The organism is Microbacterium enclense (genome assembly GCA_038182865.1).
GTDB classification, from domain to species: Bacteria; Actinomycetota; Actinomycetes; order Actinomycetales; family Microbacteriaceae; genus Microbacterium; species Microbacterium enclense_B.
Map to the genome: position 1 here is coordinate 1,573,752 of CP116226.1, position 26,791 is coordinate 1,600,542.

The 26,791-nt window shown below is 71.6% G+C and carries 28 protein-coding genes; 18 read left to right on the plus strand and 10 right to left on the minus strand.

What is annotated here, in order from left to right; translation table 11 throughout:
• Positions 1-81: 81 nt before the first annotated feature.
• From hemE to PIR02_07410, 5 genes are all read left to right on the plus strand, one after another.
• Positions 82-1,119 carry a uroporphyrinogen decarboxylase gene (gene hemE, locus PIR02_07390; protein WZH38486.1) on the plus strand — a complete coding sequence of 346 codons (1,038 nt, stop codon included), beginning with the start codon at positions 82-84 and terminating at the stop codon, positions 1,117-1,119.
• Positions 1,116-2,630 carry a protoporphyrinogen oxidase gene (gene hemG / locus PIR02_07395; protein ID WZH38487.1) on the plus strand — a complete coding sequence of 505 codons (1,515 nt, stop codon included), beginning with the start codon at positions 1,116-1,118 and terminating at the stop codon, positions 2,628-2,630. Before hemE ends, hemG begins: the two co-directional genes overlap by 4 nt.
• A 111-nt stretch (positions 2,631-2,741) precedes the next feature.
• Positions 2,742-3,143, plus strand: coding sequence for a hypothetical protein (locus tag PIR02_07400; protein ID WZH38488.1), 402 nt, complete (start codon positions 2,742-2,744; stop codon positions 3,141-3,143).
• Positions 3,144-3,146: 3 nt separating this feature from the next.
• Positions 3,147-3,557 (plus strand): phage holin family protein, encoded by a 411-nt coding sequence (locus PIR02_07405; protein WZH38489.1) that lies wholly within the window; start codon positions 3,147-3,149, stop codon positions 3,555-3,557.
• A complete protein-coding gene (locus PIR02_07410) occupies positions 3,547-3,825 on the plus strand; it encodes a hypothetical protein (protein WZH38490.1) in 279 nt (92 codons plus the stop codon). Before PIR02_07405 ends, PIR02_07410 begins: the two co-directional genes overlap by 11 nt.
• Before the next feature lie 248 nt (positions 3,826-4,073).
• Here the strand turns inward: PIR02_07410 and PIR02_07415 are convergent, their stop codons facing one another.
• Complete coding sequence (locus tag PIR02_07415; protein WZH38491.1) at positions 4,074-4,862, minus strand: DUF4239 domain-containing protein; 789 nt, start codon at positions 4,860-4,862, stop codon at positions 4,074-4,076.
• A gap of 155 nt (positions 4,863-5,017) precedes the next feature.
• Between PIR02_07415 and PIR02_07420 the strand changes: the two genes are divergently transcribed.
• From PIR02_07420 to cofD, 7 genes are all read left to right on the plus strand, one after another.
• A complete protein-coding gene (locus PIR02_07420) occupies positions 5,018-5,689 on the plus strand; it encodes a chlorite dismutase family protein (GenBank protein WZH38492.1) in 672 nt (223 codons plus the stop codon).
• Positions 5,686-6,684 carry a hydroxymethylbilane synthase gene (gene hemC, locus PIR02_07425; GenBank protein ID WZH38493.1) on the plus strand — a complete coding sequence of 333 codons (999 nt, stop codon included), beginning with the start codon at positions 5,686-5,688 and terminating at the stop codon, positions 6,682-6,684. Before PIR02_07420 ends, hemC begins: the two co-directional genes overlap by 4 nt.
• Positions 6,681-7,496 (plus strand): uroporphyrinogen-III synthase, encoded by an 816-nt coding sequence (locus PIR02_07430; protein WZH38494.1) that lies wholly within the window; start codon positions 6,681-6,683, stop codon positions 7,494-7,496. Before hemC ends, PIR02_07430 begins: the two co-directional genes overlap by 4 nt.
• Positions 7,493-8,476, plus strand: a complete 984-nt coding sequence (gene hemB / locus PIR02_07435) for a porphobilinogen synthase (protein ID WZH38495.1) — start codon at positions 7,493-7,495, stop codon at positions 8,474-8,476. The genes PIR02_07430 and hemB overlap by 4 nt, the downstream gene beginning before the upstream one ends.
• Before the next feature lie 78 nt (positions 8,477-8,554).
• Positions 8,555-9,895, plus strand: a complete 1,341-nt coding sequence (hemL, locus tag PIR02_07440; GenBank protein ID WZH38496.1) for a glutamate-1-semialdehyde 2,1-aminomutase — start codon at positions 8,555-8,557, stop codon at positions 9,893-9,895.
• A gap of 78 nt (positions 9,896-9,973) precedes the next feature.
• The gene (locus tag PIR02_07445; GenBank protein WZH38497.1) at positions 9,974-10,162 is read left to right on the plus strand and encodes a hypothetical protein; all 189 of its coding nucleotides are present in this window, start codon (positions 9,974-9,976) and stop codon (positions 10,160-10,162) included.
• A 46-nt stretch (positions 10,163-10,208) separates the two neighbouring features.
• On the plus strand, positions 10,209-11,174 hold the full coding sequence (gene cofD, locus PIR02_07450; protein ID WZH38498.1) for a 2-phospho-L-lactate transferase: 966 nt from the start codon (positions 10,209-10,211) through the stop codon (positions 11,172-11,174).
• Positions 11,175-11,385: 211 nt separating this feature from the next.
• Here the strand turns inward: cofD and PIR02_07455 are convergent, their stop codons facing one another.
• The 6 genes from PIR02_07455 to cofG form a co-directional block, all read right to left on the minus strand.
• Complete coding sequence (locus PIR02_07455) at positions 11,386-12,456, minus strand: CU044_5270 family protein (GenBank protein ID WZH38499.1); 1,071 nt, start codon at positions 12,454-12,456, stop codon at positions 11,386-11,388.
• Positions 12,449-13,030 carry an RNA polymerase sigma factor gene (locus PIR02_07460; protein WZH38500.1) on the minus strand — a complete coding sequence of 194 codons (582 nt, stop codon included), beginning with the start codon at positions 13,028-13,030 and terminating at the stop codon, positions 12,449-12,451. Before PIR02_07460 ends, PIR02_07455 begins: the two co-directional genes overlap by 8 nt.
• Positions 13,031-13,311: 281 nt before the next feature.
• Positions 13,312-13,950 carry a 2-phospho-L-lactate guanylyltransferase gene (cofC, locus tag PIR02_07465; protein ID WZH38501.1) on the minus strand — a complete coding sequence of 213 codons (639 nt, stop codon included), beginning with the start codon at positions 13,948-13,950 and terminating at the stop codon, positions 13,312-13,314.
• Between the two features lie 82 nt (positions 13,951-14,032).
• Complete coding sequence (gene fgd, locus PIR02_07470) at positions 14,033-15,043, minus strand: glucose-6-phosphate dehydrogenase (coenzyme-F420) (GenBank protein WZH38502.1); 1,011 nt, start codon at positions 15,041-15,043, stop codon at positions 14,033-14,035.
• The gene (locus tag PIR02_07475) at positions 15,040-16,530 is read right to left on the minus strand and encodes an NAD(P)/FAD-dependent oxidoreductase (protein WZH38503.1); all 1,491 of its coding nucleotides are present in this window, start codon (positions 16,528-16,530) and stop codon (positions 15,040-15,042) included. The genes fgd and PIR02_07475 overlap by 4 nt, the downstream gene beginning before the upstream one ends.
• Complete coding sequence (gene cofG, locus PIR02_07480) at positions 16,527-18,953, minus strand: 7,8-didemethyl-8-hydroxy-5-deazariboflavin synthase CofG (GenBank protein ID WZH38504.1); 2,427 nt, start codon at positions 18,951-18,953, stop codon at positions 16,527-16,529. Before cofG ends, PIR02_07475 begins: the two co-directional genes overlap by 4 nt.
• Before the next feature lie 108 nt (positions 18,954-19,061).
• Between cofG and PIR02_07485 the strand changes: the two genes are divergently transcribed.
• Positions 19,062-19,451, plus strand: a complete 390-nt coding sequence (locus PIR02_07485; GenBank protein WZH38505.1) for a hypothetical protein — start codon at positions 19,062-19,064, stop codon at positions 19,449-19,451.
• 105 nt (positions 19,452-19,556) lie between these two features.
• Here the strand turns inward: PIR02_07485 and PIR02_07490 are convergent, their stop codons facing one another.
• Positions 19,557-20,375, minus strand: a complete 819-nt coding sequence (locus PIR02_07490; protein ID WZH38506.1) for a TSUP family transporter — start codon at positions 20,373-20,375, stop codon at positions 19,557-19,559.
• Positions 20,376-20,500: 125 nt separating this feature from the next.
• On the opposite strand from PIR02_07490, the gene PIR02_07495 reads away from it, so the two are divergent.
• Positions 20,501-21,073 (plus strand): NUDIX hydrolase, encoded by a 573-nt coding sequence (locus tag PIR02_07495; protein ID WZH38507.1) that lies wholly within the window; start codon positions 20,501-20,503, stop codon positions 21,071-21,073.
• 8 nt (positions 21,074-21,081) lie between these two features.
• Here PIR02_07495 and PIR02_07500 read toward each other — a convergent pair whose 3' ends face one another.
• Together PIR02_07500 and PIR02_07505 are read right to left on the minus strand one after the other, a co-directional pair.
• Positions 21,082-21,897, minus strand: coding sequence for an ABC transporter permease (locus PIR02_07500; protein ID WZH38508.1), 816 nt, complete (start codon positions 21,895-21,897; stop codon positions 21,082-21,084).
• Positions 21,894-23,147 carry an ATP-binding cassette domain-containing protein gene (locus PIR02_07505; GenBank protein ID WZH38509.1) on the minus strand — a complete coding sequence of 418 codons (1,254 nt, stop codon included), beginning with the start codon at positions 23,145-23,147 and terminating at the stop codon, positions 21,894-21,896. The genes PIR02_07500 and PIR02_07505 overlap by 4 nt, the downstream gene beginning before the upstream one ends.
• 109 nt (positions 23,148-23,256) lie before the next feature.
• On the opposite strand from PIR02_07505, the gene PIR02_07510 reads away from it, so the two are divergent.
• The 4 genes from PIR02_07510 to PIR02_07525 all read left to right on the plus strand — a co-directional run bounded on the left by PIR02_07510 (position 23,257) and on the right by PIR02_07525 (position 26,742).
• Positions 23,257-24,321, plus strand: a complete 1,065-nt coding sequence (locus PIR02_07510; protein ID WZH38510.1) for an enoyl-CoA hydratase/isomerase family protein — start codon at positions 23,257-23,259, stop codon at positions 24,319-24,321.
• Positions 24,322-24,328: 7 nt separating this feature from the next.
• Positions 24,329-25,204 carry an LssY C-terminal domain-containing protein gene (locus PIR02_07515; GenBank protein WZH38511.1) on the plus strand — a complete coding sequence of 292 codons (876 nt, stop codon included), beginning with the start codon at positions 24,329-24,331 and terminating at the stop codon, positions 25,202-25,204.
• A 71-nt stretch (positions 25,205-25,275) separates the two neighbouring features.
• Complete coding sequence (locus PIR02_07520; GenBank protein ID WZH38512.1) at positions 25,276-25,731, plus strand: hypothetical protein; 456 nt, start codon at positions 25,276-25,278, stop codon at positions 25,729-25,731.
• Between the two features lie 87 nt (positions 25,732-25,818).
• Entirely contained in the window at positions 25,819-26,742 is a 924-nt protein-coding gene (locus PIR02_07525; protein ID WZH39092.1) for a DnaJ domain-containing protein, read from the plus strand.
• The last annotated feature ends 49 nt before the right edge of the window (positions 26,743-26,791 follow it).

Here is a 26,791-nt window from a genome sequence, read left to right on the forward strand (position 1 = left end):
GTCTCGCGAGGTCGTCCGGAGAGCCGCTCGACGTCGAGGCATCCCCCGTGCACCCGTGTGCCGAATGGGACAATGGATGCCATGGCCTCCCCCGACGCGCCCCTGCTCCGTGCCCTTCGCGGCGACCGTCCTGAACGGCAGCCCGTCTGGTTCATGCGACAGGCCGGGCGCTCGCTTCCCGAGTACCGCGAGCTGCGCGTGGGGACCCGCATGCTCGACGCGTGCCTTACCCCGCACCTGGCCGCTGAGATCACGCTGCAGCCGATCCGTCGCCACGGGGTGGACGCCGCGATCTTCTTCAGCGACATCGTGGTTCCGCTGCGCCTCGCCGGTGTCGACGTCGTGATCGAACCGGGACGCGGGCCGGTCTTCGCCGATCCCGTGCGTACCGCCGACGACGTCGCGCGGATCACCGCGATCGACCCGGCGGACGTGGCCGCGGCCGCGGAGCCCGTGCGCCAGGCCGTCCGGATGGTCACCGCCGAACTCGACGACGCCGTGCCGCTGATCGGTTTTGCGGGAGCGCCGTTCACGCTCGCGGCCTATCTCGTCGAGGGCGGTCCGTCGAAGGAGCACCTGCGGGCGCGCGGCATGATGCACGCCGACCCCACCTCGTGGCATCGCCTCGCCGGGTGGCTCGCGAAGGTGTCACGGGCGTTCCTCGACGCGCAGATCGACGGCGGAGCGCAGGCCGTGCAGCTGTTCGACTCGTGGGCCGGTTCGCTCGCGCCCGCCACGTTCCGCGAGTTCATCGCCCCGCACTCGCGAGAGGCTCTCGACGGTATCGACGTGCCGCGCATCCACTTCGGCGTCGGCACGGGCGCCTTCCTCGACGACATGCGGTTGGGCGGCCTCGCCGACGCGGTCGGCGTCGACTGGCGGATGCCGCTCGACGAGGCAGCGGCCCTCGTGGGCCCCGACGTCACGCTGCAGGGCAACATCGACCCGGCGCTGCTGGGAGCGCCCTGGCCGGTGCTGGCCGCGCACGTCGACGATGTACTCGCGCGCGGTCGCGCGGCCCGGGCCCACATCCTCAACCTCGGGCACGGCGTGCCGCCCGACACCGACCCGGACGTGCTGACACGCATCGTCGCGCACGCCCACGGGGAACACGCGTGAGCGACCCCCTGGACCGCCTCGCCCGGCAGGCGTCCGAGACCCACATCGTCGTCGCGGGCGGCGGCATCTCCGGTCTCGTCGCCGCGTGGGAGTGCGCCAAGGTGGGGCTGCGGGTCACGGTCCTCGAAGCCTCCGAGACCTTCGGCGGTGTCGTGCGCTCGGCCGAGGTCGGGGGTCTCACCCTCGACGTGGGCGCGGAGAGCTTCGCGACGCGCGGTGGTGTCGTCCGCGACCTCCTCGACGACCTCGGCCTCGGCGACGCCGTGGTCTCGCCGAACCCGGCCGGCGCCTGGGTCGCGGGCGTACCGGGCGTGGGGGCGGCGCCCTTGCCGAAGGGCGGAGTCCTCGGCATCCCCGACAACCCGTTCTCGCCCGACGTACGCCGCGTCATCGGCTGGTCCGGAACCTGGCGGGCGTACCTCGATCGACTGCGCCCTCCGCTGACGATCGGTCACCAGCGCAGCCTGGGCACTCTCGTGCGCACTCGGATGGGCGCGCGCGTCCTGGATCGCCTGGTCGCGCCCGTCACGAGCGGCGTCTACTCCGCACGTCCCGACGACATCGACGTCGATCTCGCCGCTCCCGGGCTCAACGCCGCCCTCACCCGCACCGGCTCGCTCTCGGGAGCGGTCGCCGAGATGCGACTCGGCCGAGCGGCGGCGGCCCGACCGGTCGATGCTCCCGCGTCGGATGTCCCCGTCACGGCGTCCGACGGCGCGCCGCGTACGCCGGCTCCCGGCGGGGCCGTGCTCGGGATCGCGGGCGGTATGTCGCGACTCGTCGACGCCCTGGTCGCCCATCTGGTCGAGCTTGGCGTCGACCTGCGCACGGGAGTCGCCGTCGACGCGCTCGAACCGACGGACGACGGGTGGCGCGTCGCCACCTCGGACGACGGCGAACCGCTCCCCGCGCGAGCCGTGATCGTCGCTCTGCCCGAAGGCGCGGCCCGCGCGCTGCTCGCGCCGGTGGTCCCGGCGCTCGAGGCGGGTGACCCGGTCGCGCCGGTGGTCGAGGTCGTCACGCTCGTCGTCGACGCGCCCGTTCTCGACTCCGCCCCGCGCGGCACCGGCGTGCTCACCGTGCCCGGGAGCCACGTCGCGAAGGCCCTCACGCATTCGACCGCGAAGTGGGACTGGGTTCGGGATGCCACCGAGCCCGGCGTCCACGTCGTCCGGGTGTCGTTCGGTGCTCAGGGCGAGGAACCGGCGACCGCCGCCCTCGATGATGACGCGGCGGCACGACTCGCCCTGTCGGAGGCCGCGGCGATGTTCGGCGTCGAGCTGCCGGCATCCGCTCTCCGCGCCGCGCGCCGCGTGCGCTACGTACAGTCGCAACCCGCCGCCACGATCGGCCGTGCCGCCGAGACGGCCGCGGCACGCGGGGCCGTGCACGCGGTGGAGGGTCTCGGAGTGACGGGGGCCTGGGTCGCGGGCACGGGACTCGCGCAGGTCATCCCCGACGCGAGGGTCGAGGCGGACCGGGTGCGCAGCGCCGCGCTGTGGCACCGCTGAGCCTCGAGCGGCTCGCTCACATCCCCCGGTCTGTCAAGGGCGGATGCCGGAATCGGAATACGTGACTATCGTGAGAGTCGACCAGCACTCGATCGAGCGTGAGGAGACCCCATGAGGGGCAAAGCAGCACTCGTCGTCGGACTCGTGGCGGGCTACGTGCTCGGTGCCCGCGCGGGCCGCGAACGGTACGAGCAGATCAAGGCGCAGGCCGAGAAGGTCTGGGAACAGCCCGTCGTCCAGGGACAGGTCGAGAAGGTCAAGGCCTTCGGCGTGTCCGCTCTGAAGTCCGTCCCCGGCGTGGTCTGGAAGGGCGCGAAGTCGGTCACCGGCGCCGCAGCCCAGTCCGGAAGCGTCTCGGAGCGCGCTGAGCGGGCCGGCCGCGCCGCCAAGGAGTCGGCATCCGAGGTGGCCGACGTCGTCGAGGACTCCGTCGACGACGCGAAGCAGGCGGAGAAGACGGCGACGACGCGCGCTCGCACGTCGAAGAGCGGCTCCACCTCGTCCGGGAGCTGAGGCATGACCACTCCTCGCGGGTTCCGCGACCGTTCCGACGACAGCCTGTTCACGCTGATCGGCGACATCCCCGAACTCGTCCGCAACCTCGTGATCGCGGAGATCAACGGGGCGAAGGCGTGGGCGCAGCGCACGGCGAAAGACGCCGGGATCGGCGCGGGCTGGTTCGTCAGCGCCCTGATCGTCGTGTTCTGGGCCGTACCGGTGTTCTTTGCCTTCGTGATCGCCCTGCTGTCGCTGTGGCTGCAGGTGTGGGCGGCGGCGCTCATCGTCTTCGGCGTGATGATCCTCATCACAGCGGTGCTGGCCCTGCTCGGCTGGCTGCGGTTCAAGAAGCTGTCGAACCGCGAGAACCCGGGCGAGGCCATCGCCGAAGACGTCCGCATCGTCAAGGAGGCCGGCAGTGAGTATTGAGCGTCCCGTCCCCGTTCCCCGTACCGCGGTGCCGTTGGGCATCACCGACCCGGTGCAGTCGGCCCGCGCCGAGCTGAAGGCCGCGTTGGCCGCTCTCGAAGACAAGGCGAACATCCCGCGTCGCGCGAGCCAGGCCGTCGATGACAAGGTCCGCGAAGTCCGTGAGGCTGCGCAGCGCAATCCCGGTGCGGCGGCCGCGGTCGTCGCGGGCGTCGCGAGCCTCGTCGGTCTCGCCGTCTGGGGCATCGTCCGCGCCTACACGCGCTGAGATTTGCAAGGCGGCCCGTTCCCGATGGGGGCGGGCCGCTTCGTCGTGCGGAGGTGGATGCCGCCCGCGTGCCGTCCTGCGGGGTTGAGGGCGGGCGCGCCGCCGGGAGGGCCGGGGCAGCGGCGTGTCGCCGGGGATCTCCGCGTGACGGCACGCCGCGGGTCGGCCCGGGATGTCGGGGATCCGGATGCCGCCCACGTGCCGTCCTGCGGAGTCGAGGTCGGGCGCGCCGCGGCGCGAATCGCGGCCTACGGCTCCTTGCGGAACAGTCCGTCGAGGAGGTCTTGGAAGTACTCGGGCGTGACCGCGATCGGACCGGCGTAGGCGTGGTCGAACCCTGCGATCGCGTACAGCAGCAGCGCGACGAAGAGGGCGAGCATGCCCGACATCAGCAGATGGATCCGGAGGTTGCGGACCTCGATGAGCCCGATCAGCACCGCGTTCAGCACCGCCCCGACGCTCAGGACGATCCACAGCACGCCCGGGAGCGACAAGTGGGTCAGCGCGATGCGGTCGCGCCTGTCGTGCACGAGCTGCCGGAACTGCTCGAGAGCCTCCTGCACGTAGACGACCTCGACCGCCGACGACGGTTGCACCGCGTCGATGGCCTGCTGGATGCCGGTGATGTTGGCATCCGACTCCGACGGCAGCTGCAGGCGGCGCTGCTGGGGCCAGTCCTCGTCGATCACCGCGCGGGTGTACTGCACGATCTGTTCCTGCAACTGGCTCTGCTGCGGTTCGGGGAGCAACGTCGCCGTGCGGTACAGCGACGCGAGCGACGACGACTCCTCCAGCACGACGCCGTCGACCTCGGTGAAGTTCCCGTAGGCCGCGGCGGCAATGAGGGCGAGCGTGACTCCGTAGAACACGCCGTAGGCGCCGACCGCGTAGCTGAGCACGCGGTCCCACTCCTCACCCTGAGGCGCGACCCGGAAGACCCACTTGCGCAGGATCAGCAGGATGCCGCAGGAGATGCCGACCACGAAGACGATGAACAGCGGCAGTCCCACGGACATGGGGAAGTCGTACAGCCACATGGGGCACCCTTTCGGCGGGCGTCCCCCGACGCCGTCGTCGCACAGTACCAACGCCGGACGCAATGTGGCACGCGGATGCGGAAAACGGCCGATCGGTGCTTCGTCGGTGAGCCAACCGGTTTGATCGCCCGCGCGCACAAGACGAGACTGAGAGCATGTCCGATGACAGCTCCTCCTCGATCTACACGCTCTGGGCCATCTTCCGCCGCGACCCCGAGAACCCCGTCACGGCGACGGACGCCGTCGAGCTCGCCGACGTGACCGCCCTCATCGAAGCCGACGGCGTCACCGTCCGCGGCTTCTACGACGTGAGCGGTCTGCGCGCCGACGCCGACCTCATGGTCTGGCTCCACGGACCCGACCCCCAGGCCCTGCAGCGCGACCTTCGTCGCCTGCGCCGTACGGAGCTGCTGAAGAACCTGCTGCCCACGTGGAACGCGATGGGTGTGCACCGAGACGCGGAGTTCAACCGCTCGCACGTGCCCGGTTTCCTCCGCGGCATCGAGGCGAAGGGGTGGCTGTGCCTCTACCCGTTCGTCCGGAGCTACGAGTGGTACCTCCTGCCCGAGTCCGAGCGCCGCGAGATGCTCATCGAGCACGGCAAGAAGGGCTCGGAGTACCGCGGCGTGATCGCCAACACCGTGGCATCCTTCGCCCTCGGCGACTACGAGTGGCTCCTGCCGATGGAAGCCGACCTCCTGACCGATCTGGTCGACATGATGCGCGACCTCCGCTACACCGAGGCACGTCGCCACGTCCGCGAGGAGGTGCCGTTCTACACCGGCCGCCTCGTGACGCTCGACGAGATCCCCGAGATCCTCCAGTGAGCGCGCCTCTGCGTCTCGGCACCCGGCGCAGCGCGCTGGCACTGGCGCAGTCGCAGATGGTCGCCGACGCCGTCGCCGAGGCCTCCGGTCGCACGGTCGAACTCGTCCCGATCGTGTCGGAGGGCGACGTCAACCGCGCCTCGCTCTCGCAGCTCGGCGGTCGAGGGGTGTTCGCGAACGGTCTGCGCGAGGCGCTGGCCGCCGGTCGGTGCGACTTCCTCGTGCACTCCCTGAAAGACCTGCCGACGGCGCAGCCCGAGGGGCTCGTGATCGCCGCCACCCCGCCGCGCGAAGACGCCCGCGACGTCGTGGTGACGCGCGACGGCACGCCCTTGCACGCCCTCGAAGCGGGTGCGCGCGTGGGTACCGGGTCTCCCCGTCGCATCGCCCAGGCTCTCCGCCACAACCCGCGCCTCGACATCCGCGACATCCGCGGCAACGTGGACTCGCGCCTCGCGCGCGTGCGGGATGGAGAGCTGGATGCCGTCATCCTCGCCGCTGCCGGCATCTCGCGGCTGGGCGGAGAGCTCGGCGGCCTGCTGGCCGAGCCGCTCGGCCTCGCGGAGTGGCCGACCGCCCCGGGGCAGGGGTCGCTCGCCGTCGAGACGCGCGCCGACATCGACGCCGACATCCTCGCGGCGCTTGCCGCACTGGACGACGACGACACCCGCGCCGCGATCACGGCCGAGCGCACCGTGCTGTCGGTCCTGGACGCCGGATGCCACGCCCCCGTCGGCACACACGCCGCGATCGTCGAGGGTGATCTGCGGCTGCGAGCCGTGGTCTACGCGCTCGACGGGGCCCACCGCATCGGCATCGACCGGACAGTGCGTGTCGAGCCGGGGTATGCTCGGGAAACGGGCAGTGGCAATGGAGCGGATGCTGCCGACGACGGGGGTCTGATCGCGCGGGCAGCGCGTGTAGGCCGCGAAGCCGCGCGTCGGTTGCTCGAACGTGGGGCGGCCGACTTGGTACCACGAGAGTCGACCACATGAATGAAGGCCACCGGCAGACGCCGACAACCTCGACGGGCAGCGTGCCCAAGCCGCTCGCCGGTCGCCGGGTGCTCGTGCCCCGAGGTGGTCCCTGGGGCGACGGCGTCGCCGCCAGTCTTCGCCAGCGTGGGGCCGTTCCGGTCATCGCGCCCCTGATCAACTTCGCCCCGACCAACGATCAGGCCACCCTCGAGCAGGCTCTCGCTGATCTCGCCGCCGGTGCGTTCGATTGGCTGACGCTGACCAGCGCGACGACGGTCGACGTGCTGTACGCGTATCGCGCCGAGATCCCCGCGTCGACCAAGGTCGCGGCCGTCGGCGAGACCACCGCCGCGGCGATGCAGGCCGTCGGCTACCGCGTCGACCTCGTGCCCGAGCGCGACAACTCCGCCCAGGGTATGGCCGAGCAGATGATCGCGCTCGAGACCGAACCGCGGAAGGTCCTCACCCTCCGCAGCGAGATCGCCAAGCCGGTGCTCACGCGCCTGCTCATGGAGGCGGGTCACGACGTGCGCAGCGTCGTCGCCTACCGCACGGTCGGCGTCCCGGTGACGGAGAAGATCGCCGGCGATGTGCACTCCGGACGCATCAACGCGATCCTGGTGACCAGCGGTTCGGTCGCCGAACAGGTGGTCGCGCAGTTCCCCGAGATCCCGGCATCCACCGTCATCGCCGCGATCGGCCCGCGCACCGCGAAGGATGCCAAGCGTGCCGGGCTCAGCGTCGACGTCGTCGCCGAGAGGCAGACCGTCGAGTCGCTCATCGAGGCCGTCGCGCGCTTCCCCCTTCCCCCCGAAGAATCGACCCCATGAGTTTTCCCGAGCACCGCCCGCGGCGTTTGCGCCGCACCCCCGCCGTCCGCCGTCTCGCCCGTGAGACGCACCTCGTCCCCTCGCAGCTCGTGCTGCCGATGTTCGTGCGCGAGGGCATCACCGAGCCGAGCCCGATCGGCTCGATGCCGGGGATCGTGCAGCACTCGCTCGATTCGCTCCGCCGCGCCGTCGTCGAGGCCGCCGAGGAGCGCATCGGGGGCGTCATGCTCTTCGGTGTGCCCGAGACGCGTGACGCGGTGGGCTCCGGGGCGGACGACCCGAACGGCATCCTGAACGTCGCCACCGAGGCCGTGGTCGCCGAGGTGGGCGATGCGCTCGTCGTGCAGACCGACCTGTGCCTCGACGAGTTCACCGATCACGGTCACTGCGGTGTCCTCCGGGCCGACGGTGCGGTGGACAACGACGCGACCCTCGAGCGCTACACGGCGATGGGTCTCGCGCAGGCCCGCGCGGGCTCGGCGATGCTCGGGCTGTCGGGGATGATGGACGGCCAGGTGGGGGCGGTGCGCGAGGCCCTGGATGCCGAGGGCTTCACCGACACGCTGATCCTGGCGTATTCGGCGAAGTACGCCGGGGCCTTCTACGGCCCGTTCCGCGAGGCCGTCGACTCGCAGCTGAAGGGCGACCGCCGGTCGTACCAGCTCGACCCGGGCAACGGGCGCGAGGGCGTGCGCGAGGCCCTTCTCGACGTCGAAGAGGGGGCCGACGTGGTCATGGTCAAGCCCGCGCTGCCGTACCTCGACGTGCTCGCCGACGTGAAGGCCTCGGTCGACGTGCCGGTGTGGGCCTACCAGGTGTCGGGGGAGTACGCGATGGTCGAGGCCGCTGCCGCGCACGGCTGGATCGACCGCCGTGGCGCGATCCTGGAGAGCCTGCTCGGTATCCGTCGTGCCGGCGCCGACGCGATCCTGACGTACTGGGCGCTCGAGGCCGCCCGCTGGCTCCGCGCAGAGCTCTGAGCCTCCTTCCCCCGACCGTCGCCTGAGAAGCGGCCGGGTTCGGCCCGTCTCGAGGGCGCGCCCGGAAGAATGGATGCCATGACCGACCTCAACGACCAGTGGTTCGCCCGCGCCATGGACGTCATCCCGGGCGGGGTGAACTCTCCCGTCCGCGCCTACGGATCCGTCGGCGGGACGCCGCGGTTCGTGCAGTCGGCCTCGGGTCCCCGGATCACGGATGCCACGGGCCGCGCCTACGTCGACCTCGTCGCCTCGTGGGGTCCGGCGCTCCTGGGGCACGCGCACCCCGAGGTCGTCGAGGCCGTGCGGGAGGCGGCATCCCGGGGTCTGTCGTTCGGGGCGCCCACGGGCGCCGAGGTCGAGCTCGCCGATCTCATCGCGCACCGCGTGCAGGTCGGCGACCTGAAGCCCGTCGAGAAGGTGCGCCTGGTCTCCACCGGCACCGAGGCGACGATGACGGCGATCCGCCTCGCGCGCGGCGTGACCGGCCGCGACCTCCTCATCAAGTTCGCCGGGCACTATCACGGACACTCCGACGGGCTGCTGGCCGCGGCGGGCTCCGGCGTCGCCACTCTCGCCCTGCCGGGTTCTGCCGGTGTGCCCGCGCCGATCGCGGCTCAGACCCTCGTGCTGCCCTACAACGACCTCGACGCCGTGCGCGAGGCGTTCGCGGTGCATGGCGAGAACATCGCCGCGGTCATCGTCGAGGCGGCGTCCGCCAACATGGGTGTCGTCCCGCCCCTGCCCGGTTTCAACGCCGCTCTCGCCGACATCGCGCACAGCCACGGGTCGCTCCTGATCATGGACGAGGTGCTCACCGGATTCCGCGTGCACCCCGCCGGCTTCTGGGGGCTGCAGGTCTCGCAGGGAGAGACGTACCTGCCCGACATCCTCACGTTCGGCAAGGTCGTCGGCGGAGGGATGCCGCTGGCCGCGCTCGGCGGCCGAGCCGACGTCATGGACCACCTCGCCCCGCTCGGCCCGGTGTACCAGGCCGGAACGCTGTCGGGCAATCCGCTGTCGGTCGCCGCGGGCCTGGCCACGCTGCGACTGGCGACGCCCGAGGTCTATGCCGCCGTCGACGCCGCCGCCACCCGCGTGGCCGACGCGCTGCATGCTGCGCTCACCGCGGAAGGCGTCGTGCACGCCGTGCCGCGCGCGGGTTCCCTGTTCGGCGTCGCCTTCCTGCCCGAGGTCCCGCGCGACTACGCCGCGGCGCTCACACAGCAGTCGTACCGGTACGCCCCGTTCTTCCACGCGATGCTGGATGCCGGCGTCTCGCTGCCCCCGAGCGTGTTCGAGGCGTGGTTCCTCACCGCCGCGCACGACGACGCGGCGCTCGAGCACGTGCTCGACGCGCTGCCGACGGCGGCGAAGGCGGCCGCGGAGGCGCTGGACCCCACGCTGCTCGCGCAGTGACGGATCTCATCCTCTCGGGGGAGGGGCATCGTCCTTCCTGACGATGCGCGTCGTCGTCGCGATCGCGAGGCTGGGAGCATGCTCGTCGTCTCCGCCCTCGTGGTCCTCGCTCTCGCCGTCGCCGTGGTCGCTGTGGCTGCCGTTGCGTTGGCGCGTCGTACCGATCTCGCCCTCGCTGGCCACCTGCCGCGCCGTCGTCGCGCGACCTGGCGCCCGCGTGCGACGGCCCCGGGGGCGCGGCGTACGATCGGCCCCGTATCGTCCTGAGGGAGCCGACGAGGTCTGCCGCTTCCCCGAATGGAAGACTGGGGGGATGGAGATCTCCGCCCCTCGCGTCGTCGTCCTCGCCGGTGGAGTCGGAGGATCCAAGTTCACCCTCGGGGTCCGCACCGCTCTGCGCCGGCTCGGCGCACCCGACGCCACGGTGGTCGTCAACACCGGTGACGACCTCTGGCTGTCGGGGGTGCGTCTGCAGCCCGACGTCGACTCGATCACCTACGCCCTCGCCGGAGTCAATGACACCGAGCGCGGCTGGGGGCGTGCGGGTGACACCGAGCGCGTGAACGAGGAGCTGCAGGCGTGGGGCGCGGGCTGGCCGTGGTTCACGCTGGGCGACCTCGACCTGGGCACGCATCTCGCCCGCACCGGATGGCTGCGCGACGGCCTCACGCCGACCCAGGTGCTGGAGCGGGTGGCGGAGCGGTGGCCGCTCGGCATCCGGCTCCTCCCCATGACCGACAGCGAGGTCGACACCCACGTGCTGCTCGACGACGGGCGGCGCCTGCACTTCCAGGAGTGGTGGACGCGCCACCGTGCACAGCTCACCCCGACAGCTTTCGAGAACCCGGGGATCACGGATGCCACGCCGGCTCCCGGCGTCGTCGATGCCATCGCGCAGGCTGACGTGGTGCTGCTGGCGCCGTCGAACCCCGTGGTGTCGATCGGCCCGATTTTGGCGGTCCCCGGTATCCCGGAGGCGCTGCGCGCGACATCGGCTCGCGTGGTCGGTGTGTCCCCGATCATCGGGGGACGTGTCGTGCGGGGGATGGCCGACGTGTGTCTCACGGCGATCGGCGTGGAGACCTCGGCCGCGGCCGTCGCCGAGCATTACGGCGCGCGTACGGCGGGCGGGGTGCTGGATGCCTGGCTGCTCGCCGAGGAAGATGCTTCCGACGCCGCGAGAGTCGAGGCCGTGGGGATCCGTGCGCTCGTCGCGCCGCTCTGGATGCGGGACGAGGAGACCTCGGCCGCGATCGCCGAGGCGGCGCTGCGGGCCTGAGCGTCGGCCGGGGCGAGCTCGGCGCCGCGCAACGGATCCGGAGAAGCGCAACGGATCCGGATGCCGAGGGCGTTTCGGTCCGGATCCGGTGCACCTTTCCGTATCCGCGACCCTCAGAGTCGCGCTGCGGGAGGCGCGAACGGCTGCGGCTCCCCGCTCAGGATGAGCACCTGTGTGGGCGGGAGCACCAGATCGGCGGGTCCGACACCGGTCACCCCGCGCACAGGCTCGTCCCCTCGGGTGCCGCATCGACGACGGTGGTCGTCACCGACGTGGATCCGATGGCCGTTCCCGCGGGCATGTCGGCGCCGGGGCGCAGCAGCACCTGGCGTTCGCCGATGAACGCCCCCGTCTCCGGGTCGATGATGATGTCCTGCCGGAAGCCGTTCGCACCCTCATCGCGGCCGATCGCGGTGCCGGTTCGGCCGTTCAGGGTCGCCTGCTCCTCCGTGATCGTGACGCCGGGGATCAGCGCGGCCGTCTCGTAGAAGGCCGAGCGCAGATCGGCCGGGACGGTGCCCGAGCGCAGCCGGTCGGCCAGCCACACGAGCGCCTCGCCGTCCCGCGAGGGGCCGGCGTTGCCGTTCTCCTCGTAGATCCTCTCCAGCAACCGATGAGGATCGCGGGGGAGGTCGGCGGCGGTATCGGCGTCGAACATCGTGATGGGCGCGCCGTACTCCGTCTTTCCCCCCGGGAACACCGTGCGCCTATCGCCTCCCACGATGCCCATCTCGGCGGCGAACGTCTCGGACTGGGGGCCGAAGGTCTGCACCGGGGTCCGTGCGCACCGGACCTCGATCCACTCGCCCGAACGGTCGGCCGGCACCCACAGGGCGCTCACGTCTCGCTCGAGGAACGACGTGACGTCGCCCTCCTCGGTGGTGCCGTCGCGTTCGCGCGCCTCCTCGGCATCCGCCTCGGTCGTCCCCGACGCGGCGTACACGGCATCCGTCCGGATCTCCAGGTACTGACCGGCGCCGACGACCGGGTCGACGACGTTCCGTGCGGCGGTGGCCGCCGTGCCGAGCACCGCGGCGGCGGCCGGGTCGGCGCCGACGGGTGCGCCGAAGGCTCCGCCGAAGACGATCACCCCGGTGAGGGCGCACGTGGCCGCCGCGGCCGATCCGACCCAGATCCACCGCCGACGCGGGTGGCGAACGGGAGCGGGAGCGGGCGGCGCATCGATCGCGCGCAGCAGTGCCGCGCGGCCGCGGATCACGTCCTGCGGAGCGCGGTCGGGGACGTCGGCTCGCACACGGTTCAGCAGCGAGATGTCATCCATGGTGGTGCTCTCTTTCTCGACCGATGGTCGGGGTCGTATGCGGGGCGAGGGCCGCGCGGATCTTCCGGCGCGCGCGACTGAGGCGGGAGCGGACGGTCCCGAGAGGGACGCCGAGGGCCTCGGCGATACCGGCGTAGTCCAGCTCGCCGAAGGTGTGGAGCAGCAGCACGTCGCGGTCGCCGCGAGAGAGGCCCGCGAGGGCGGCACCGAGGTGCGGTGCGAGGCCGTCGGCATCCATCCGCTCGTCGGCGCTCTCGATGTCGTCGACGTGGACGCGGGCGATGTCGGCGGCCTGCATGCCGCGCCATGCACGCGCCTCCAGCCGCGCGTGCTTCTGCATGAGCACCGTGGCGATGCCGAGGAGCCACGGTCGCGCGTCGAGGCCGCCGGTGAACGACGCTCGGCGGGCGAAGGCGACGAGGAACGTCTCCGACGTCACGTCTTCGGCGAAGCTCGTGCCGAGGCGCCTGCTGACGTAGCGGTGGATGACGCGCTCGTGCCGGTCGTACAGGTCGGCGAAGACGGCCCCGTGCGTCAGGGACCGAACGATGATGTCGCCGTCGTGGATGCTCACACTGGGTATTGTCCGATTCGCGGAATCAGTTCTCGATTCGTCGCGATCGCCCCGGAATCGCGACGAGTGCGACGGATTCGGATGCCACGGCTGATCGAGGCCGACTCCGATGCACGCGTCCGATGTCGTCGCGGGGCGCGAGGAACGTCCCGGAGCCGCACGAGCCGCCGTGCGCGCGTAGGACGCGAGCGATTTCTCGGAGGATCGAGCGACGTTCGGAGAATCTCGCCGCACAGCGGCGAAGTGCGAAGAATTCTGCGACCTCGGCGTGCGCTCGGGGGCTAGGCCACCGCGGCGCGCAGGACCGCGGCCGTCCGCGGGCCCACGCCCAGCGCCACGGCCTCGGCCAGCTGCGCAGCCGTATCGACGTCACGGCGCAGCGTGGACTCTCGCGGAACCGCGAGGTCGGTGCACCCCAGCAGGCGGTGGCGGGCAGCGGAGTCGGCGCCGAACGCCGAGACCCACACCGCCCCGGGGCGGGCGGTGACGAGGGTGGAGCCGGTGCCCTCGGCATCCGACACCAGGCCCCGTTCCACGTCTCCCGCGAGTGTCAGTGCCGCCTCGAGATCGTGGGGCCGGAGGGCCGGCACGTCGCCCAGCAACGCCGCCCGGGCGGCACCCACACCCGCGGCATCGGCACCGAGCGCGATCGCCGCGTCGAGGCCGCGCACGTCGCCCTCGGCGATCACGTCGACCGCGGGCCACTGAGCGACCTGCGTGCGCACCTCGGCGTCGTCGGTCACCACGAGGACGCGCGTGACGCGGGCCGTCGACGCGACAGCGGCGATCGTGTCGAGCGCGATGGCGCGGGCCAGTGCCTCTCGGTCGGACGTCGCGACGGTCAGCCGCGTCTTGCCGAGCGCGGCGGGCTTGACCGGCACGACGACGAACCAGCCGTCGCGGATCTCGGGAGTGCTCATCGCATCCATTGTGGGTCGTGCCCCCGACATTTCCGGATGGGGGTAGCGGTGTGCCCGCAAAACGTGCGAGTGGGTCGCGGCGTCAGGCGAAGCGCGCGCGGAGGCGGGGGAGGATCTCTGCGCCGTACATGCGCAGGAACTCCTCCTGGTCGTGGCCAGGGTCGTGGAAGACGAGGTGACGGAACCCGAGGTCGACGTAGCGCGCAATGCGTTCGACGTGCTCGTCGGGGTCTGTCGAGACGATGAACCGGGATGCCGCCCGCTCGATGGGCAGCTCGTTCGCGAGCCGCTGCATCTCGAGGGGGTCGTGCACGCTCATCTTCTCCTCGGCGGTGAGGGCCAGAGGGGCCCAGAAACGCGTCTTCTCCAGCGCGGTGTCGTGGTCGGGGTGGTACGAGACCTTGACCTCCATCAGGGTGTCCACGTCGTCGCGCGTGCGACCGGCTTTCGACAGCCCGTCGTCGAGCGCGGGGAGGAGTTTCTCGGTGTAGAGCTCGGGTTCCTTTCCGCTCGTGGTGATGTAGCCCTCCGCGATGCGGCCGGCCAGACGGGTGGCCGCCGGGCCCGAGGCGCCGATGTAGATCGGCACTTTCTGCTCGGGGCGGTCGTAGATCGTGGCATCCTTCACCGAGTAGTAGGTGCCCTCGTACGTGACCCGCTCGTCCGCCCACAGCTCGTTGATGAGCGTGATGGCCTCTTTGAGCCGCTGGAAGCGTTCCGGGGCTTCGGGCCACTCCAGGCCGAGCGTCACCTCGTTCAGCGCTTCGCCGGTGCCGACGCCGAGCACGACGCGTCCCGGATACATCACGCCGAGGGTCGCGAAGACCTGGGCGATGACGCCCGGGTGGTAGCGGAACGTCGGGGTGAGGACGCTCGTGCCGATGATCACGCGCTCGGTGCGTGCCCCCAGCGCGCCGAGCCACGGCAGCGCATTGGGGGCGTGGCCGCCGTCGTGCATCCAGGGCTGGAGGTGGTCGGAGAGGAAGACGGAGTCGAAGCCCATCTCATCGGCCAGCACGCCGAAGTCGAGCAGCTCGTTGGGTCCGAACTGCTCGCTCGACGCCTTGTATCCGAATCGCAGGGGAACGGTCATTTCTCTCCTCCAACTTCGCAGCCGCGCACGGGGGTGTGCGCGGGCTCGAACTCCGACCCGTCGGTGCCGACGAGCCGCTCATGGAACGCCTGTACGGTACCGGGCCAGAGCAGGGTCAAGCGCCCCGAGCGGTCGTCGACGTACCAGTTGCGGCACCCGCCGGTCAGCCAGGGGGTGGATGCCGCGGCGGCGGCGATCTCCTCGGTGTATGCCGCTTCGGCTTCGGGGCGCACACGCAGCGCCCGGTCGGGACGCCGGTCGCGCTCCGAGAGCGCACGCACCACGTACGCCGCCTGCTCTTCGGCCATGAGCACGGCCGAGTTGTGCCCGAGGCTCGCGTTCGGGCCGTTCAGGACGAAGAGGTTCGGGAAGCCCGCGACGACGGTGGATCCGAACGAGGTCATGCCCGCGGACCAGTGCTCCGCGAGGCTGCCGTGGTCGCCGCGCACCAGCTCGGCGTACGGCTGCTGCGTCGAGGCGAATCCGGTCGCGAGCACGAGGACGTCGGCCTCGTACCGCTCCCCGCTCGCCGCGGTGAGCGTGGACCCGTCGACCGCGGCCAGCGCGGTGGGCTCCAGGGTCACGGCCGGCGAGGCGACGGCGGGGTAGAACGTGTCGGAGAGCAGCACGCGTTTGCACCCGAAGGCATAGTCGGGCGTCAGGGCGTCGCGCAGTGCGGGGTCGGCGACCTGGGCGTGCAGGTGATCGAGGGCCACGGCGCGGGCGGCGGCGGACGCGGCGGCGTCGCCCGACCGCGAGGCGAACCGTGCCTCCCCCTCGGTGTAGAGGCCCGCGCGCAAGCGGGCGAGATCTCCCGGGCTGTCGTCGAGGCGCTCGCGCTCGGCGAGGGGGATGTCGCCCCCGCCGCGCGGCACGATCCAGGCGGGTGTGCGCTGGAACAGGGTCACGTGCGCCGCTCGGCGCGCGAGCTCGGGCACGAGCTGAACAGCGCTGGCACCCGTGCCGACGACGGCGATGCGCGCGTCGGTGAGGTCGACGTCGTGATCCCACCGAGCGGAGTGGAAGAGCGGACCATCGAACGACTCAAGGCCCTCGATGGCGGGCACATGCGGCTCGGTGAGACGGCCGCACGCGAGGACGAGGGAGCGGGCGACGAGCGGTTCGGCGCCGGTGTCGAGCCGCCACACCGCGTCGACGGCATCCCATTCCGCCCCGAGCAGCGGGGTGCGCAGGCGGAGTCGGTCGCCGAGACCCTCTCGTGCCGCGACGTCGCGCAGGTACGACTGGATCTCGCCACCGGGGGCGAAGGTCTGCGACCACCGGGCGTTCGGGTGCGCGGCGAGACTGTAGAGGTGGGCGGGCACGTCGCACGCGACACCCGGGTAGGTGTTGTCACGCCAGGTTCCGCCCACGTCGTCGGCGCGTTCGAGCACCACGATGTCGTCGCGACCGGCGCGCCGGAGCGCGCCGGCCATCGCGAGACCGGCGAAGCCGGCGCCGACGATCGCGACGTCGATGATCCTCATGCGCGGACCGCGCTCTCTGCGGCGACCCGGTAATCGGTCGTGCGCAGGCGGAACGGTCGGAGGAGGCTGCGGGCGATGCGCTCGGCCGCGGCGACCGGCAGTTCGAGCCCCTGTTCGATGCCGGTGTCGGGCAGGACGCGTCCGTCGTACAGGGTGCCGCCGAGATCGTCGCCACCGGAGCGGAGCAGCGCGCCGGCGGTCTCGCGACCCACGCGGGTCCACGGGATCTGCACGTGCGGGATGCTCCCCGACAGCAGAAGGCGGGAGACCGCGACCATGGCGCGGTGCTCGTCGATGGGGGCGCGCCCGTCGACGAGGGGCACGTCGCCGCCGGGCAGCGGGATGGGCACGAACTCCGCGAAGCCCCGGGTCTCGGTCTGGATCTCGCGCAGTCGGCGCAGGTGCGCGATCCGTTCGCCGGCCGTCTCGACGTGGCCGTAGAACAGCACCGACGTCGAGCGGAATCCCGCGCGATGGGCCGCGGTGATGCCCTCGACCCAGCGGTCGATCTCGAGGTCGCCCGGGGCGATGAGTGCGCGGACACGCTCGCTGAGGACCTTCACGCCCGTGCCGGGTACGGTGTCGACGCCGACGGCGCGCATCGCGGCGAGGGCACCGTCGAGGCCGAGCCCGCCGCGGTCGGCGAGGTCGCGGACGTCGGCGGGGCGGTACGCGTGGACGTGGATGCCGGGAGCCCCGCGCTTCACGGCCCGGACGAGGTCGAGGTAGCCCGTCGGATCTTCGTCGGGGCGCAGCGTGCCCTGGATGCAGATCTCGGTCGCGCCGTGTTCCGCAGCGTCGGCGGCGATGGCCGCTGCGTCGTCGAGATCGAACTCGCCCGCGGCGCTCCGCCCGCCGCGGCGGAAACCCGTGGAGGTGAGGTTGCGGTTCTGTACGAGGGTGACGGGTTCGCCGACCGTGTAGCGGCGGGCGTCGTCGGCGGTGGCGGCGAGGTCGTCGAGGTCGGTGCCCGTGGCGCGAAGCAGGCGCGTCCACTCGGGGTCGTCGAGAGCGAGGGGGTCGGATGCCGCCCGCTCGGCGAGGCGCTTCACGCCGGGGTCGCGGACACTTACGACGGGGTCTTGGTGATGAGCGGAGGAGATCCGGGGAGCGGAGGATGCCGCGCGGCCGGAGTCTCCTCCGTCGGCAGGATCTCCTCCCGTCCGGGGACCGACGGCGGCGCGCGGGATGATGTCGGCCGCGAGCCCCTCGGCGTCCGCCAGAGCCCGCACGGGGGCGTGCAGGGCCGGGTCGATCCAGGTCTCGGCATCCTGAACGAACTCGGGGTGCGCCGTCAGCCGCTCGCGCAGCGTGTAGCCGTGGGCCGCTGTCTGGGCGGCGAGGTCGTCGATCTGCGGCCACGGACGCTCGGGGTTCACGTGGTCGGCGGTCAACGGGGAGACCCCGCCCCAGTCGTCGATGCCCGCGGCGATGAGGGCGCCGAGCTCGCGCGGGTCGGACAGGTTGGGTGGCACCTGGATGCGCATGTCGGCGCCGAACACCATCCGCGCGGTCGCGACGGCCGCGAGGTACTCGGCCATGTCGGCGTCGGGAGCGCCCTGCATGGCGGTGCGGGGCTTCGCGCGGAAGTTCTGCACGATCACCTCCTGCACGTGGCCGTGGCGGTCGTTCAGGTCGCGCAGCGCGACGAGCGACTCGGCGCGGTCGCGCACCGTCTCGCCGATGCCGACGAGGATGCCGGTGGTGAACGGGATGCCGGCGGCTCCGGCGTCGTCGATGACCGTCAGGCGCAGGTCGGGGTCTTTGTCGGGGGAGCCGTAGTGGACCTGGCCGGGCTCTTCGTAGAGACGCCGGGAGGTGGTCTCGAGCATCATGCCCATCGACGGTGACACCGGCCGCAGCGCCGCGAGCTCGTCGGGATGCATGACGCCGGGGTTGGCGTGCACGAGCATGCCGGTCTCGGCGGTGATGAGCCGGGCGATGTGCGCGACGTAGTCGATCGTGGACGCGAAGCCGTGCTCGTCGAGCCACGCCCGGGCCTCGGGCCAGCGCTCCTCGGGGCGGTCGCCGAGGGTGAGCAGCGCCTCCTTGCAGCCGAGGGCCTGGCCTTGCCGCACCACCGTGAGCACCTGCTCCGGGCTCATGTAGGTGGGCTTGCGCAGGAGGCTCAGCTGGCCGGGGGTGTCGACGAAGACGCAGTAGTGGCACCGGTCGCGGCACAGGGTCGTCAGCGGGACGAAGACCTTGCGCGAGTACGTCAGGACCCCGGCGCGTCCCGCGCGGGTCAGGCCGTCGTCGCGCAGGGCCCCGGCGACGCGGAACAGGTCGTCGAGCGGAGCCTGCAGCAGCGTCTCGGTCTCGTCGACGTCCGGCCGGTGGCCCGCACGCACGCGATCGAGGAGATCGTCGATCGATGCGCCTCGGGCCGGTGCGACTCTCGGCGCAACACTGCCCGTACTCATCGCTCCAGGCTATCCCTCGGCTCCGACATCCGGGCCGGTGCCCGATCGTTGCCTTCTCGTGAGGTCGCTCTCCGGTGAGTGTCAGCGGTGGCTGGCAGGATGGATGCCATGGTGACCCTGCTGCTCGATGCGACGCAGCTCGAGGTCGTGCTGTCGCCGACCGAGCGCGCTGTGTCGTTCCGGAAGAACAACATCGTCGTCCCGCGCGAGCACATCGAGCGCGTCCAGCTGACCGACGACGCCTGGACGTGGCTGCGCGGCGTTCCGAACCCCGGCATAAACCTGCCCGTGGCGGTCGGCGCGGGCACGTGGAAGTCCGCGGGCGGCAATGACTTCGTCATCATCCGTGGTCGCAAGCCCAGCGTCGTGATCGACCTCACCGGTCACGACGAGTTCGAGCGTCTCGTGCTCACCACCAAGCACGGTGTGCCGCTGCTCAAGGCGCTGCGTCTCGACGTGGCATCCGAGCCCGAAGACGTGGCCGACATCGTCGCCTGACGCGCACGCTCTGCCGCCCAACGCCGGTTGAGTGTCCAGAACACCCGGAGCCCGCGAAAAATCGTCCGGGTGTCTTGGACACTCAACCGTGGTGCGAAGGTGCGCTCACGACGTGAACTGCACCACCGTGTCCCAGGCGAGCTTCACGATGAGGATCGACAGCGTCACCAGGAACACGATGCGCACGAACCCGCTGCCGCGACGCGTGGCCATGTGCGCACCGATGAAGCCGCCGGTGACGTTCATCACGGCCATCGCGAGACCGAGCACGAGCAGGATCTCGCCGTGCACGCCGTAGACCGCAAGAGCTGCGAGGTTGGTGGTGAGGTTCGCGATCTTCGCGTTGACGCTCGCCTGGAGGAACCCGTAGCCCAGCACGCTCACGATGAGGATCACGAAGAACGATCCCGTGCCCGGACCCAGGATGCCGTCGTAGAAGCCGACCGCGAGGCCGATGGCCGCGGCGCGCCAGGCGATGGCCTTCTTGGCGCTGTGCCGGGGTTCGTGCTCGAGACCCATGCGGGGCTTCAGCAGCGTGTACAGGGCGACGGCGATCACGGCCACCAGGACGATCGGTGTCAGCACCTCGCGCGCGATGTATCGCGAGAGCGCGGCGCCGATCGTCGACCCCGCGTACGCCCCGACGACGAGCGGGAGCAGCAGCACGAGCTGCACCCGGATCTTGCGCAGGTACACCCAACTGGCCGAGAGCGTGCCGAAGAACGACGAGAGCTTGTTCGTACCGAGGATGAACGGGGTCGCGACGTCTTTCGGTACGCCGATGACGAGCGCCGGCAGCTGGATCAGCCCGCCCCCGCCGACGACGGCATCGACCCATCCGGCCACGCCCGCGGCGAGCAGCAGCAGGAGCAGGGATGCCACCGACACGGGGAGCCATTCGGCGATCACCGGTCCATCGAGCACAGTTGATTCTCGCCGGTGCCGCGAGCGAGTCCAAAAGCGCCGGACGTCGCCGGCCGGATCGCGCAGCCCGGCCCGCTGGAGCTCCTCCCGCGCACCGTGTGCGACGGGGCGCGTAGCGTGGGTGCGTGGGCGACGAAACCGAGCGGGGGTGGGAGACGGCCGGTCGTCGAGAGGTCTACGCCGGTCGGGTCCGCATCGTCGAGCACGCGGTGATCTTGGCCGACGGATCGCCCTCGACGTACGAGGTGGATGAAAGCGTGCCCTTCGCCGTGGCGACGCTCGTGATCGATGGGCAGGACGTCGTCCTCGCCCGCCAGTATCGGTACCCGCTCGACCGCTGGATCGACGATCTGCCCGGCGGGGCCGGCTACCGGGACGAGTCGCCCGAGGCCGCCGCACGACGCGAACTCGAGGAAGAGCTGGGGCTCGTGCCGAGCGAGCTCGTCCCGCTCCAGACGTTCTTCGTGAACCCGGGTCGTGCCGCGTGGCCGGTGCACCTCTTCCTCTGCCGTGCCGGCACTCGTCGCGGCACCGCCGACGCCTCCGACCCCGCGGAGCAGGTCCGGCACTCTCGGATCTCCCTCAGGGAGCTGGATGCCGCGATCGCACGCGGTGACATCGTCGATCCGTCACTGATCGTGGCGCGGGCGAGCGCCGCCGCGCGCGGACTTCTCCCGCCGCTCGGCCCGACCGCGTGATGCCGCGGTCAGTCGACGTCGCGACGCCAGGTCGTGAAGAGCCCGATCACCAGGAAGACGACCGCGTAGGCGAGGAGCACCAGCCCGCCGACCCACCAGTCGAGCGCACCCGAGCCGCCGCTCGACATCGCGCCGAAGATCGTCTTGCCGACCAGAGCGTCGCTCGCGGCGCTGGGGAACCACTTCACGACGTCGCTGAAGCCTGAGACGAGCCCGCCCAGGGTGCGCACGATCGGTTCGATGAACAGCGTGACCGCAAGGACGATGACGATCGCCGCGACCTGGTTTCGCACCACGGTGCCGACACCGATGCCGACCACGGCCCAGAGGGCGAAGGCGAGCAGCATCCGTCCGACGAGCGTCCACGTGTCAGCGGAGGTGAGCTCTGCGTCGACGCCGAAGATGCTGAGCACGCCCGCCCCCGCGACGAGCGCCGCGGCGGACCCGAGGACGCCGTAGAGCAGGCCCACGATGATGCCCACGAAGAACTTGCCCGCCAGCACCATCCCACGACGTGGGGTGGCGAGGAACGTCGGCGTCAGCGTCTTGTGACGGAACTCGGTGGTCACCATGAGCGTGCCCACCAGGAGAGGGAAGACGTAGCCGACTCCGCTGGCGGAGCTGTAGACGAGACCCGCGAGCCCCTCCGTCTGCGGGGTGGGGCCGTTGCCGGTGAACCGACCCGAGGCGACGCCACCGAAGACGAGGGCGAGCACGCCTGCCGTGAAGGCGACGTAGACCACGAGCACGATCGCGAGTACCCACCACCCCACGGTGGAGAACTGCTTGGTGTACTCGGAACGCGTGACGGCGACGAGGCTCATCGCTGCACCTCCGTGTCGGGGGCGGGCGGGACGACGTCGATGACACCCGTGGATGCCACGGAGTACGACGGCCGCGGATCCTCGGGCGGCGCCTCGGCGTGGGCGGCGCGGGCGGAGCGGGGCGGCGCGACGATCGCGACCATCTCGGTCGAGACGGAAGCGGGCTCTTCCGGAGCCGAATCGGGCACGGAAGCCGGCACGTCAGCGACGGGCGCTTCGGCGGGCGCCTCGACCGGCAGCGCGACCGGCGCGGCGACCGGCAGCGACTCGGCCGGAGGAGCGCCGGTCGCCGAGGTCTCGGCATCCGGAACCGAGGTGGCATCCGGAACCGTCGTGCCTCCCGCGCTCGCGTGCACCCGCACGCCGCTGACGAGCTCGAGGAAGATGTCTTCGAGGCTGGCGCCCTTGCTCTGCAGGTGCGACAGCGCGATACCGGCGCCCGCGGCGAGCGCTCCGATCTCGACCGGTTCGAGGTGTCGGATCGTGAAACCGTTGCGAAGCAGCTGGTAGTCGATGCCGCGCTCGTCGAGCAGCGCGGAGAGCGCCGCGCGGTCGGGGGAGTCGACGACGGTGGCGTACTCGTCGGGGTCGGCGAGGTCTTCGACGCCGCCCTGGAACACGAGGCGTCCGTGGGAGATGATCAGCAGTGCGTCGACGGTCTGCTGCACCTCGGCGAGCAGGTGCGAGGAGATGAGCACGGTGCGCCCCTCCTCGGCGAGGTGGCGCAGCAGTGAACGCATCCAGCGGATGCCCTCGGGGTCGAGCCCGTTCGTGGGTTCATCGAGCACGAGCACGCCGGGGTCGCCGAGGAGCGCCGTGGCCAGGCCGAGGCGCTGGCGCATGCCGAGCGAGTACCCGCCGACGCGGCGTCCCGCGACGTCGGCGAGGCCCACGAGACCCAGCACCTCGTCGATGCGGGAGGTCGGCAGCTTCGCGGCGCGCGCGTAGACCTTGAGGTGGTTCGCGGCCGATCGGCCCGGGTGGAAGCTCGATGCCTCGAGGGCCGCGCCGACCGTCTGCAGGGGCGACGAGAGGTCGGCGTACCGCTGGCCGCCGATCGTCGCCGTGCCCGACGTGGGGCGGACCAGACCCAGGAGCATGCGCAACGAGGTGGTCTTGCCGGCACCGTTGGGACCCAGGAAGCCGGTGACGAGCCCGGGTTCGATGCGGGCGTCGAGAGAGTCGACGGCGGAGACCGCGCCGAACCGCTTGGTCAGGCCGGAGAGTTCGAGCACCTGTCCGTCGGGCATACGGCACCTTTCGTTGGGCGGGCGTTCAGCCCATCTTCCCCGATCCGGGGCCGAAAACCCATCTCCGGCGGGGCGGAGGGGCCGCCGCGCGGCTGTGTAACGTGGCAGCGTGAACGCTCAGCGAGCCGACGACGACGCCGTCTTGGCGCGAGCCCTTCGCGGCGTCGCGCATCTGACCCTCAATCGACCCCGGGCCATCAACGCCCTCGGGCTCGACATGATCCGCGATCTGGCCGCAGCCCTGGAGCGGTGGGAGCACGACACCGACATCGAGCTCGTGCTGCTCGACGGCGCGGGCGAGCGCGGATTCTGCGCGGGGGGCGACGTGCGGGCCCTGCACGGTCTGGTGGTCGACGGCCGCGTCGACGAGGTGCACACCTACTTCCGTGAGGAGTACGCGCTCGACCACCTGATCGCCACGTACCCGAAACCGGTCGTCGCGATCGCCGACGGGGTCACGATGGGCGGCGGCATCGGTCTCGCCGGCCACGCCGCGATCCGCATCGTCACCGAGAACTCGCGTCTCGCGATGCCCGAGACCCGCATCGGGTTCACGCCCGACGTGGGCGGATCGTGGTTGCTCGGGCGCGCCCCGGGGCGGCTGGGCGAGTACCTCGGACTCACCGGGGCGACGATGGATGCCGCGGACGCCATCTACGCGGGCTTCGCGGATCACCTGGTCCCCACGGCTCACCTGGCGGCGCTGTACGACGCGTTCCAGGTGCGCGCCGACCCCGCCAGCCCGACCGAGCTCGTGCTGCTGTTCGACGAGACCGCGGGACCCTCGCGGCTCGAGGCGTCCCGCCCGTGGATCGACGACGCCTTCGCCGCCGACGACGTGCACGGCATCCTGGAGCGTCTGCGCGCGCGGTCCGAACCCGAGGCGCACGAGACGGCGGATCTGCTCGCCTCGTCGGCGCCGGCCGCCGTGGCCGTGACGCTGGCCGCGGTCCGTCAGGCACGCAGCCTCCCGGACCTGCGCGCGGCGCTCGCGCAGGAGTACGGTCTCGTCATGTGGTTCGCCCAGACCCAGCCCGACTTGGTCGAGGGCATCCGCGCGCAGCTGATCGACAAGGATCGGTCGCCCTCGTGGTCGCCCCGGCGGCACGAGGATCTCGATCCCGGGATCGTGGCATCCGCCCTCGCCTACGAACCCGCGCTCGCGCTCTGGTGACGCGCCCGTGAGCCGCGCACGTCGTCGATGGTCGATCGGGCGCCTGCTCGACGGTTTCTTCTTCGTGTTCGCGGGTCTCGCGGCCATCTGGCTCGCGTACCTGAGCCTCACGCAGGCGTTCCAGGTGGGATGGGCGGGGGTGCTGCTGGCGATCGCCTTCTGGGGACTGCTCGCGTACCTCGTCCTTCCCCGGCTGCACCGCATCCTCACCGCCGTCTACGTCCCCGACTACTTCATGGGGCGCACGCGCACGTCGGACGGTCTCCTCGGCGACCCGGTCAACCTCGCCGTGTTGGGCGAGCGCGCGCAGATCGAGGAGGCGATGGCCGCAGCGGGCTGGATCGCCGCAGACCCCGTGGGGTGGCGCTCGTCGTGGCGCATCATCACGTCGACGCTCACGCGTCGCAGCTACCCGCGCGCGCCGGTGAGCCCGCTGTTCCTGTTCGGCGCGATGCAGGATCTCGCGTACCAGCAGGAGGTCGCCGGCTCACCCGCTCAGCGTCATCACGTGCGGTTCTGGCAGTGCCCCGACGGGTGGCTGCTCCCGGGCGGGCGGCGGGTCGATTGGCTCGCGGCGGGGACGTTCGATCGAGCGGTCGGGTTGTCCTTGTTCACCCTGCAGGTCACGCACCGCATCGACGCCGACACCGACATCGAACGAGACCACATCGTCGGAAGCCTGACGACGGTTCCGGGGGTGGCCGTCGATGTGATCCGCGATTTCGCGACCGGCTACCACTCGCGCAACGGTGGGGGCGACAGCATCACCACCGACGGCGACCTGCCGATCCTCGACGTCCGCGCCGTTCAGATCGCGCCTGTCCCGGATGCCACAGAGTCGGGGGACGGCGCCGGCCGGACCGGTGAGGGTGCGTCGCGGTGAGTGCGCAACGGCATCCCCGGAAGAGGGCGGCGTTCGAACCCCTCGCCGCACCGGAGGCGCGGAATCCGCGAATGCGGCGTCCGGCCGCGACCGTGGCGGGCGGGGTGCTGGTGTTGCTGCGCGCGATCTCGGGCGCGGTGTGGGGCGCGTCGATCGTCTTCGGGCTCCCGAGCTGGCTGCGTGCGGTCGCCGGTTTCGCCAACGGTGACAACACGATCCCCACCGACGACACGATCGATGACCTCGGGCTCTCCACCGACGTGTTCATCGGGCTGATCGCGGTCGTGTTCCTCATCCAGGTGGTGTTCGGCATCCTGCTGCTGCTCGGGAGCAACGCCGCGCGCATCATCGTCATGGTCGTGTCGACCATCTCGATCTCGGCGGCTTTCGTGGGGTGGTGGGAGGTGGGCGACGAGATCACCGTCGGGACCACCCTGGTCACCCTGGCGCTGGACATCCTCGTGCTGCTGGCGTTGTCGAGTCGGGATGCCGCGGCCTATGCGCGTCGGAACGAGAGGGGACAGTGACCCCCGAGGGCCTTCCGGGCCGGGCACAGGCGGGGCGGGTTAGCCTGTGAGACGCCCCGCACGCGCGCGGCGGAACGGATGACGCAGGTGTTCGACAGCCCGATGTCGGTCTCGGCTTACGAGGTGCTTCGCGTGACGGTCGACGTCGACGACGAGGCGTTGCGCCGCGCCTATCGCGCGCGGCTGCGCGAGACGCACCCCGACACCGGGGGCGATGCGGCCCTGTTCGTGCAGGTGCAGCGCGCGTGGGAGCTCATCGGCACACCCGAGGCTCGTGCCGCCTACGACCGCGGCCGGGGAACCGCACTCGGCGAATGGGGCGCGGGGTCGGCGGCATCCACCCCCTCCCGGCCGGACACGCGCCCCCGGGCACGCGCGTACGGTCAGCCCGGTGGCTGGCGACGGGAGCGATACCTGACGCTCATCCGCGAGTGGGTGGGGCGCGGCGTCGACGTCGCCGATCCCTACGATCCGGCGCTCGTGCGCTCGGCGCCCCCCGAGATCCGGCACATCCTGGCCGACGCGCTCGCGGAGGAGGAGACGGCGCGGCTGGTGTCGGAACTGGGCATGGGCTACACGGTGTGGCACGACGTGTTCGCCGATCGAGACGGCCGCGACCCGGAGCAGAAGGTCGATCACCTGGTGCTGGGCCCGAGCGGGCTCTACGCGATGCTGAGCGAGGACTTCGGCGGGCCCGTGGGCATCCGCCGCGGCGAGATCTCGGGTGCGAACGTCATCGGGTCGCCGGTCACGCAGCTCGTCTCGCGCGCCCGCGTGATCGCGCGGGCGGCGGGTGTGCGCTTCAGCGGCGCGATCGTCGTGCTGCCGGATGACGCGGTGCTCGACGCGATCACCGATCTCGGGAAGGTGCGGGGTACCCCCGTGGCGCTCGTGACCCGCAGTGCCCTGACGACGCTGCTGCGGCGCGGGATCCCGGGCGCCCGGGAGGTCGGCGGCACCGAGTTGTTCGACATTCGCACGCGTCTCCAGCAGCGCGTGCGGCACGTCTGAGGGCGCCGTCCGCGCCCTTTTCGGCGGATCGGCGCTCCCACGGTGGGTC

Coding starts and splice junctions, on each gene's coding strand:
- PIR02_07405 (WZH38489.1), top strand. CDS start 3,147: ATGACCACTCCTCGCGGGTTCCGCGACCGTTCCGACGACAGCCTGTTC.
- PIR02_07505 (WZH38509.1), bottom strand. CDS start 23,147: ATGCCCGACGGACAGGTGCTCGAACTCTCCGGCCTGACCAAGCGGTTC.
- cofG (WZH38504.1), bottom strand. CDS start 18,953: ATGAGTACGGGCAGTGTTGCGCCGAGAGTCGCACCGGCCCGAGGCGCA.
- PIR02_07420 (WZH38492.1), top strand. CDS start 5,018: ATGTCCGATGACAGCTCCTCCTCGATCTACACGCTCTGGGCCATCTTC.
- cofD (WZH38498.1), top strand. CDS start 10,209: ATGGAGATCTCCGCCCCTCGCGTCGTCGTCCTCGCCGGTGGAGTCGGA.
- cofC (WZH38501.1), bottom strand. CDS start 13,950: ATGAGCACTCCCGAGATCCGCGACGGCTGGTTCGTCGTCGTGCCGGTC.
- fgd (WZH38502.1), bottom strand. CDS start 15,043: ATGACCGTTCCCCTGCGATTCGGATACAAGGCGTCGAGCGAGCAGTTC.
- PIR02_07485 (WZH38505.1), top strand. CDS start 19,062: ATGGTGACCCTGCTGCTCGATGCGACGCAGCTCGAGGTCGTGCTGTCG.
- PIR02_07445 (WZH38497.1), top strand. CDS start 9,974: ATGCTCGTCGTCTCCGCCCTCGTGGTCCTCGCTCTCGCCGTCGCCGTG.
- PIR02_07415 (WZH38491.1), bottom strand. CDS start 4,862: ATGTGGCTGTACGACTTCCCCATGTCCGTGGGACTGCCGCTGTTCATC.
- hemL (WZH38496.1), top strand. CDS start 8,555: ATGACCGACCTCAACGACCAGTGGTTCGCCCGCGCCATGGACGTCATC.
- PIR02_07500 (WZH38508.1), bottom strand. CDS start 21,897: ATGAGCCTCGTCGCCGTCACGCGTTCCGAGTACACCAAGCAGTTCTCC.
- PIR02_07455 (WZH38499.1), bottom strand. CDS start 12,456: ATGGATGACATCTCGCTGCTGAACCGTGTGCGAGCCGACGTCCCCGAC.
- hemB (WZH38495.1), top strand. CDS start 7,493: ATGAGTTTTCCCGAGCACCGCCCGCGGCGTTTGCGCCGCACCCCCGCC.
- PIR02_07475 (WZH38503.1), bottom strand. CDS start 16,530: ATGAGGATCATCGACGTCGCGATCGTCGGCGCCGGCTTCGCCGGTCTC.
- PIR02_07520 (WZH38512.1), top strand. CDS start 25,276: ATGCGGCGTCCGGCCGCGACCGTGGCGGGCGGGGTGCTGGTGTTGCTG.
- PIR02_07430 (WZH38494.1), top strand. CDS start 6,681: ATGAATGAAGGCCACCGGCAGACGCCGACAACCTCGACGGGCAGCGTG.
- hemE (WZH38486.1), top strand. CDS start 82: ATGGCCTCCCCCGACGCGCCCCTGCTCCGTGCCCTTCGCGGCGACCGT.
- PIR02_07400 (WZH38488.1), top strand. CDS start 2,742: ATGAGGGGCAAAGCAGCACTCGTCGTCGGACTCGTGGCGGGCTACGTG.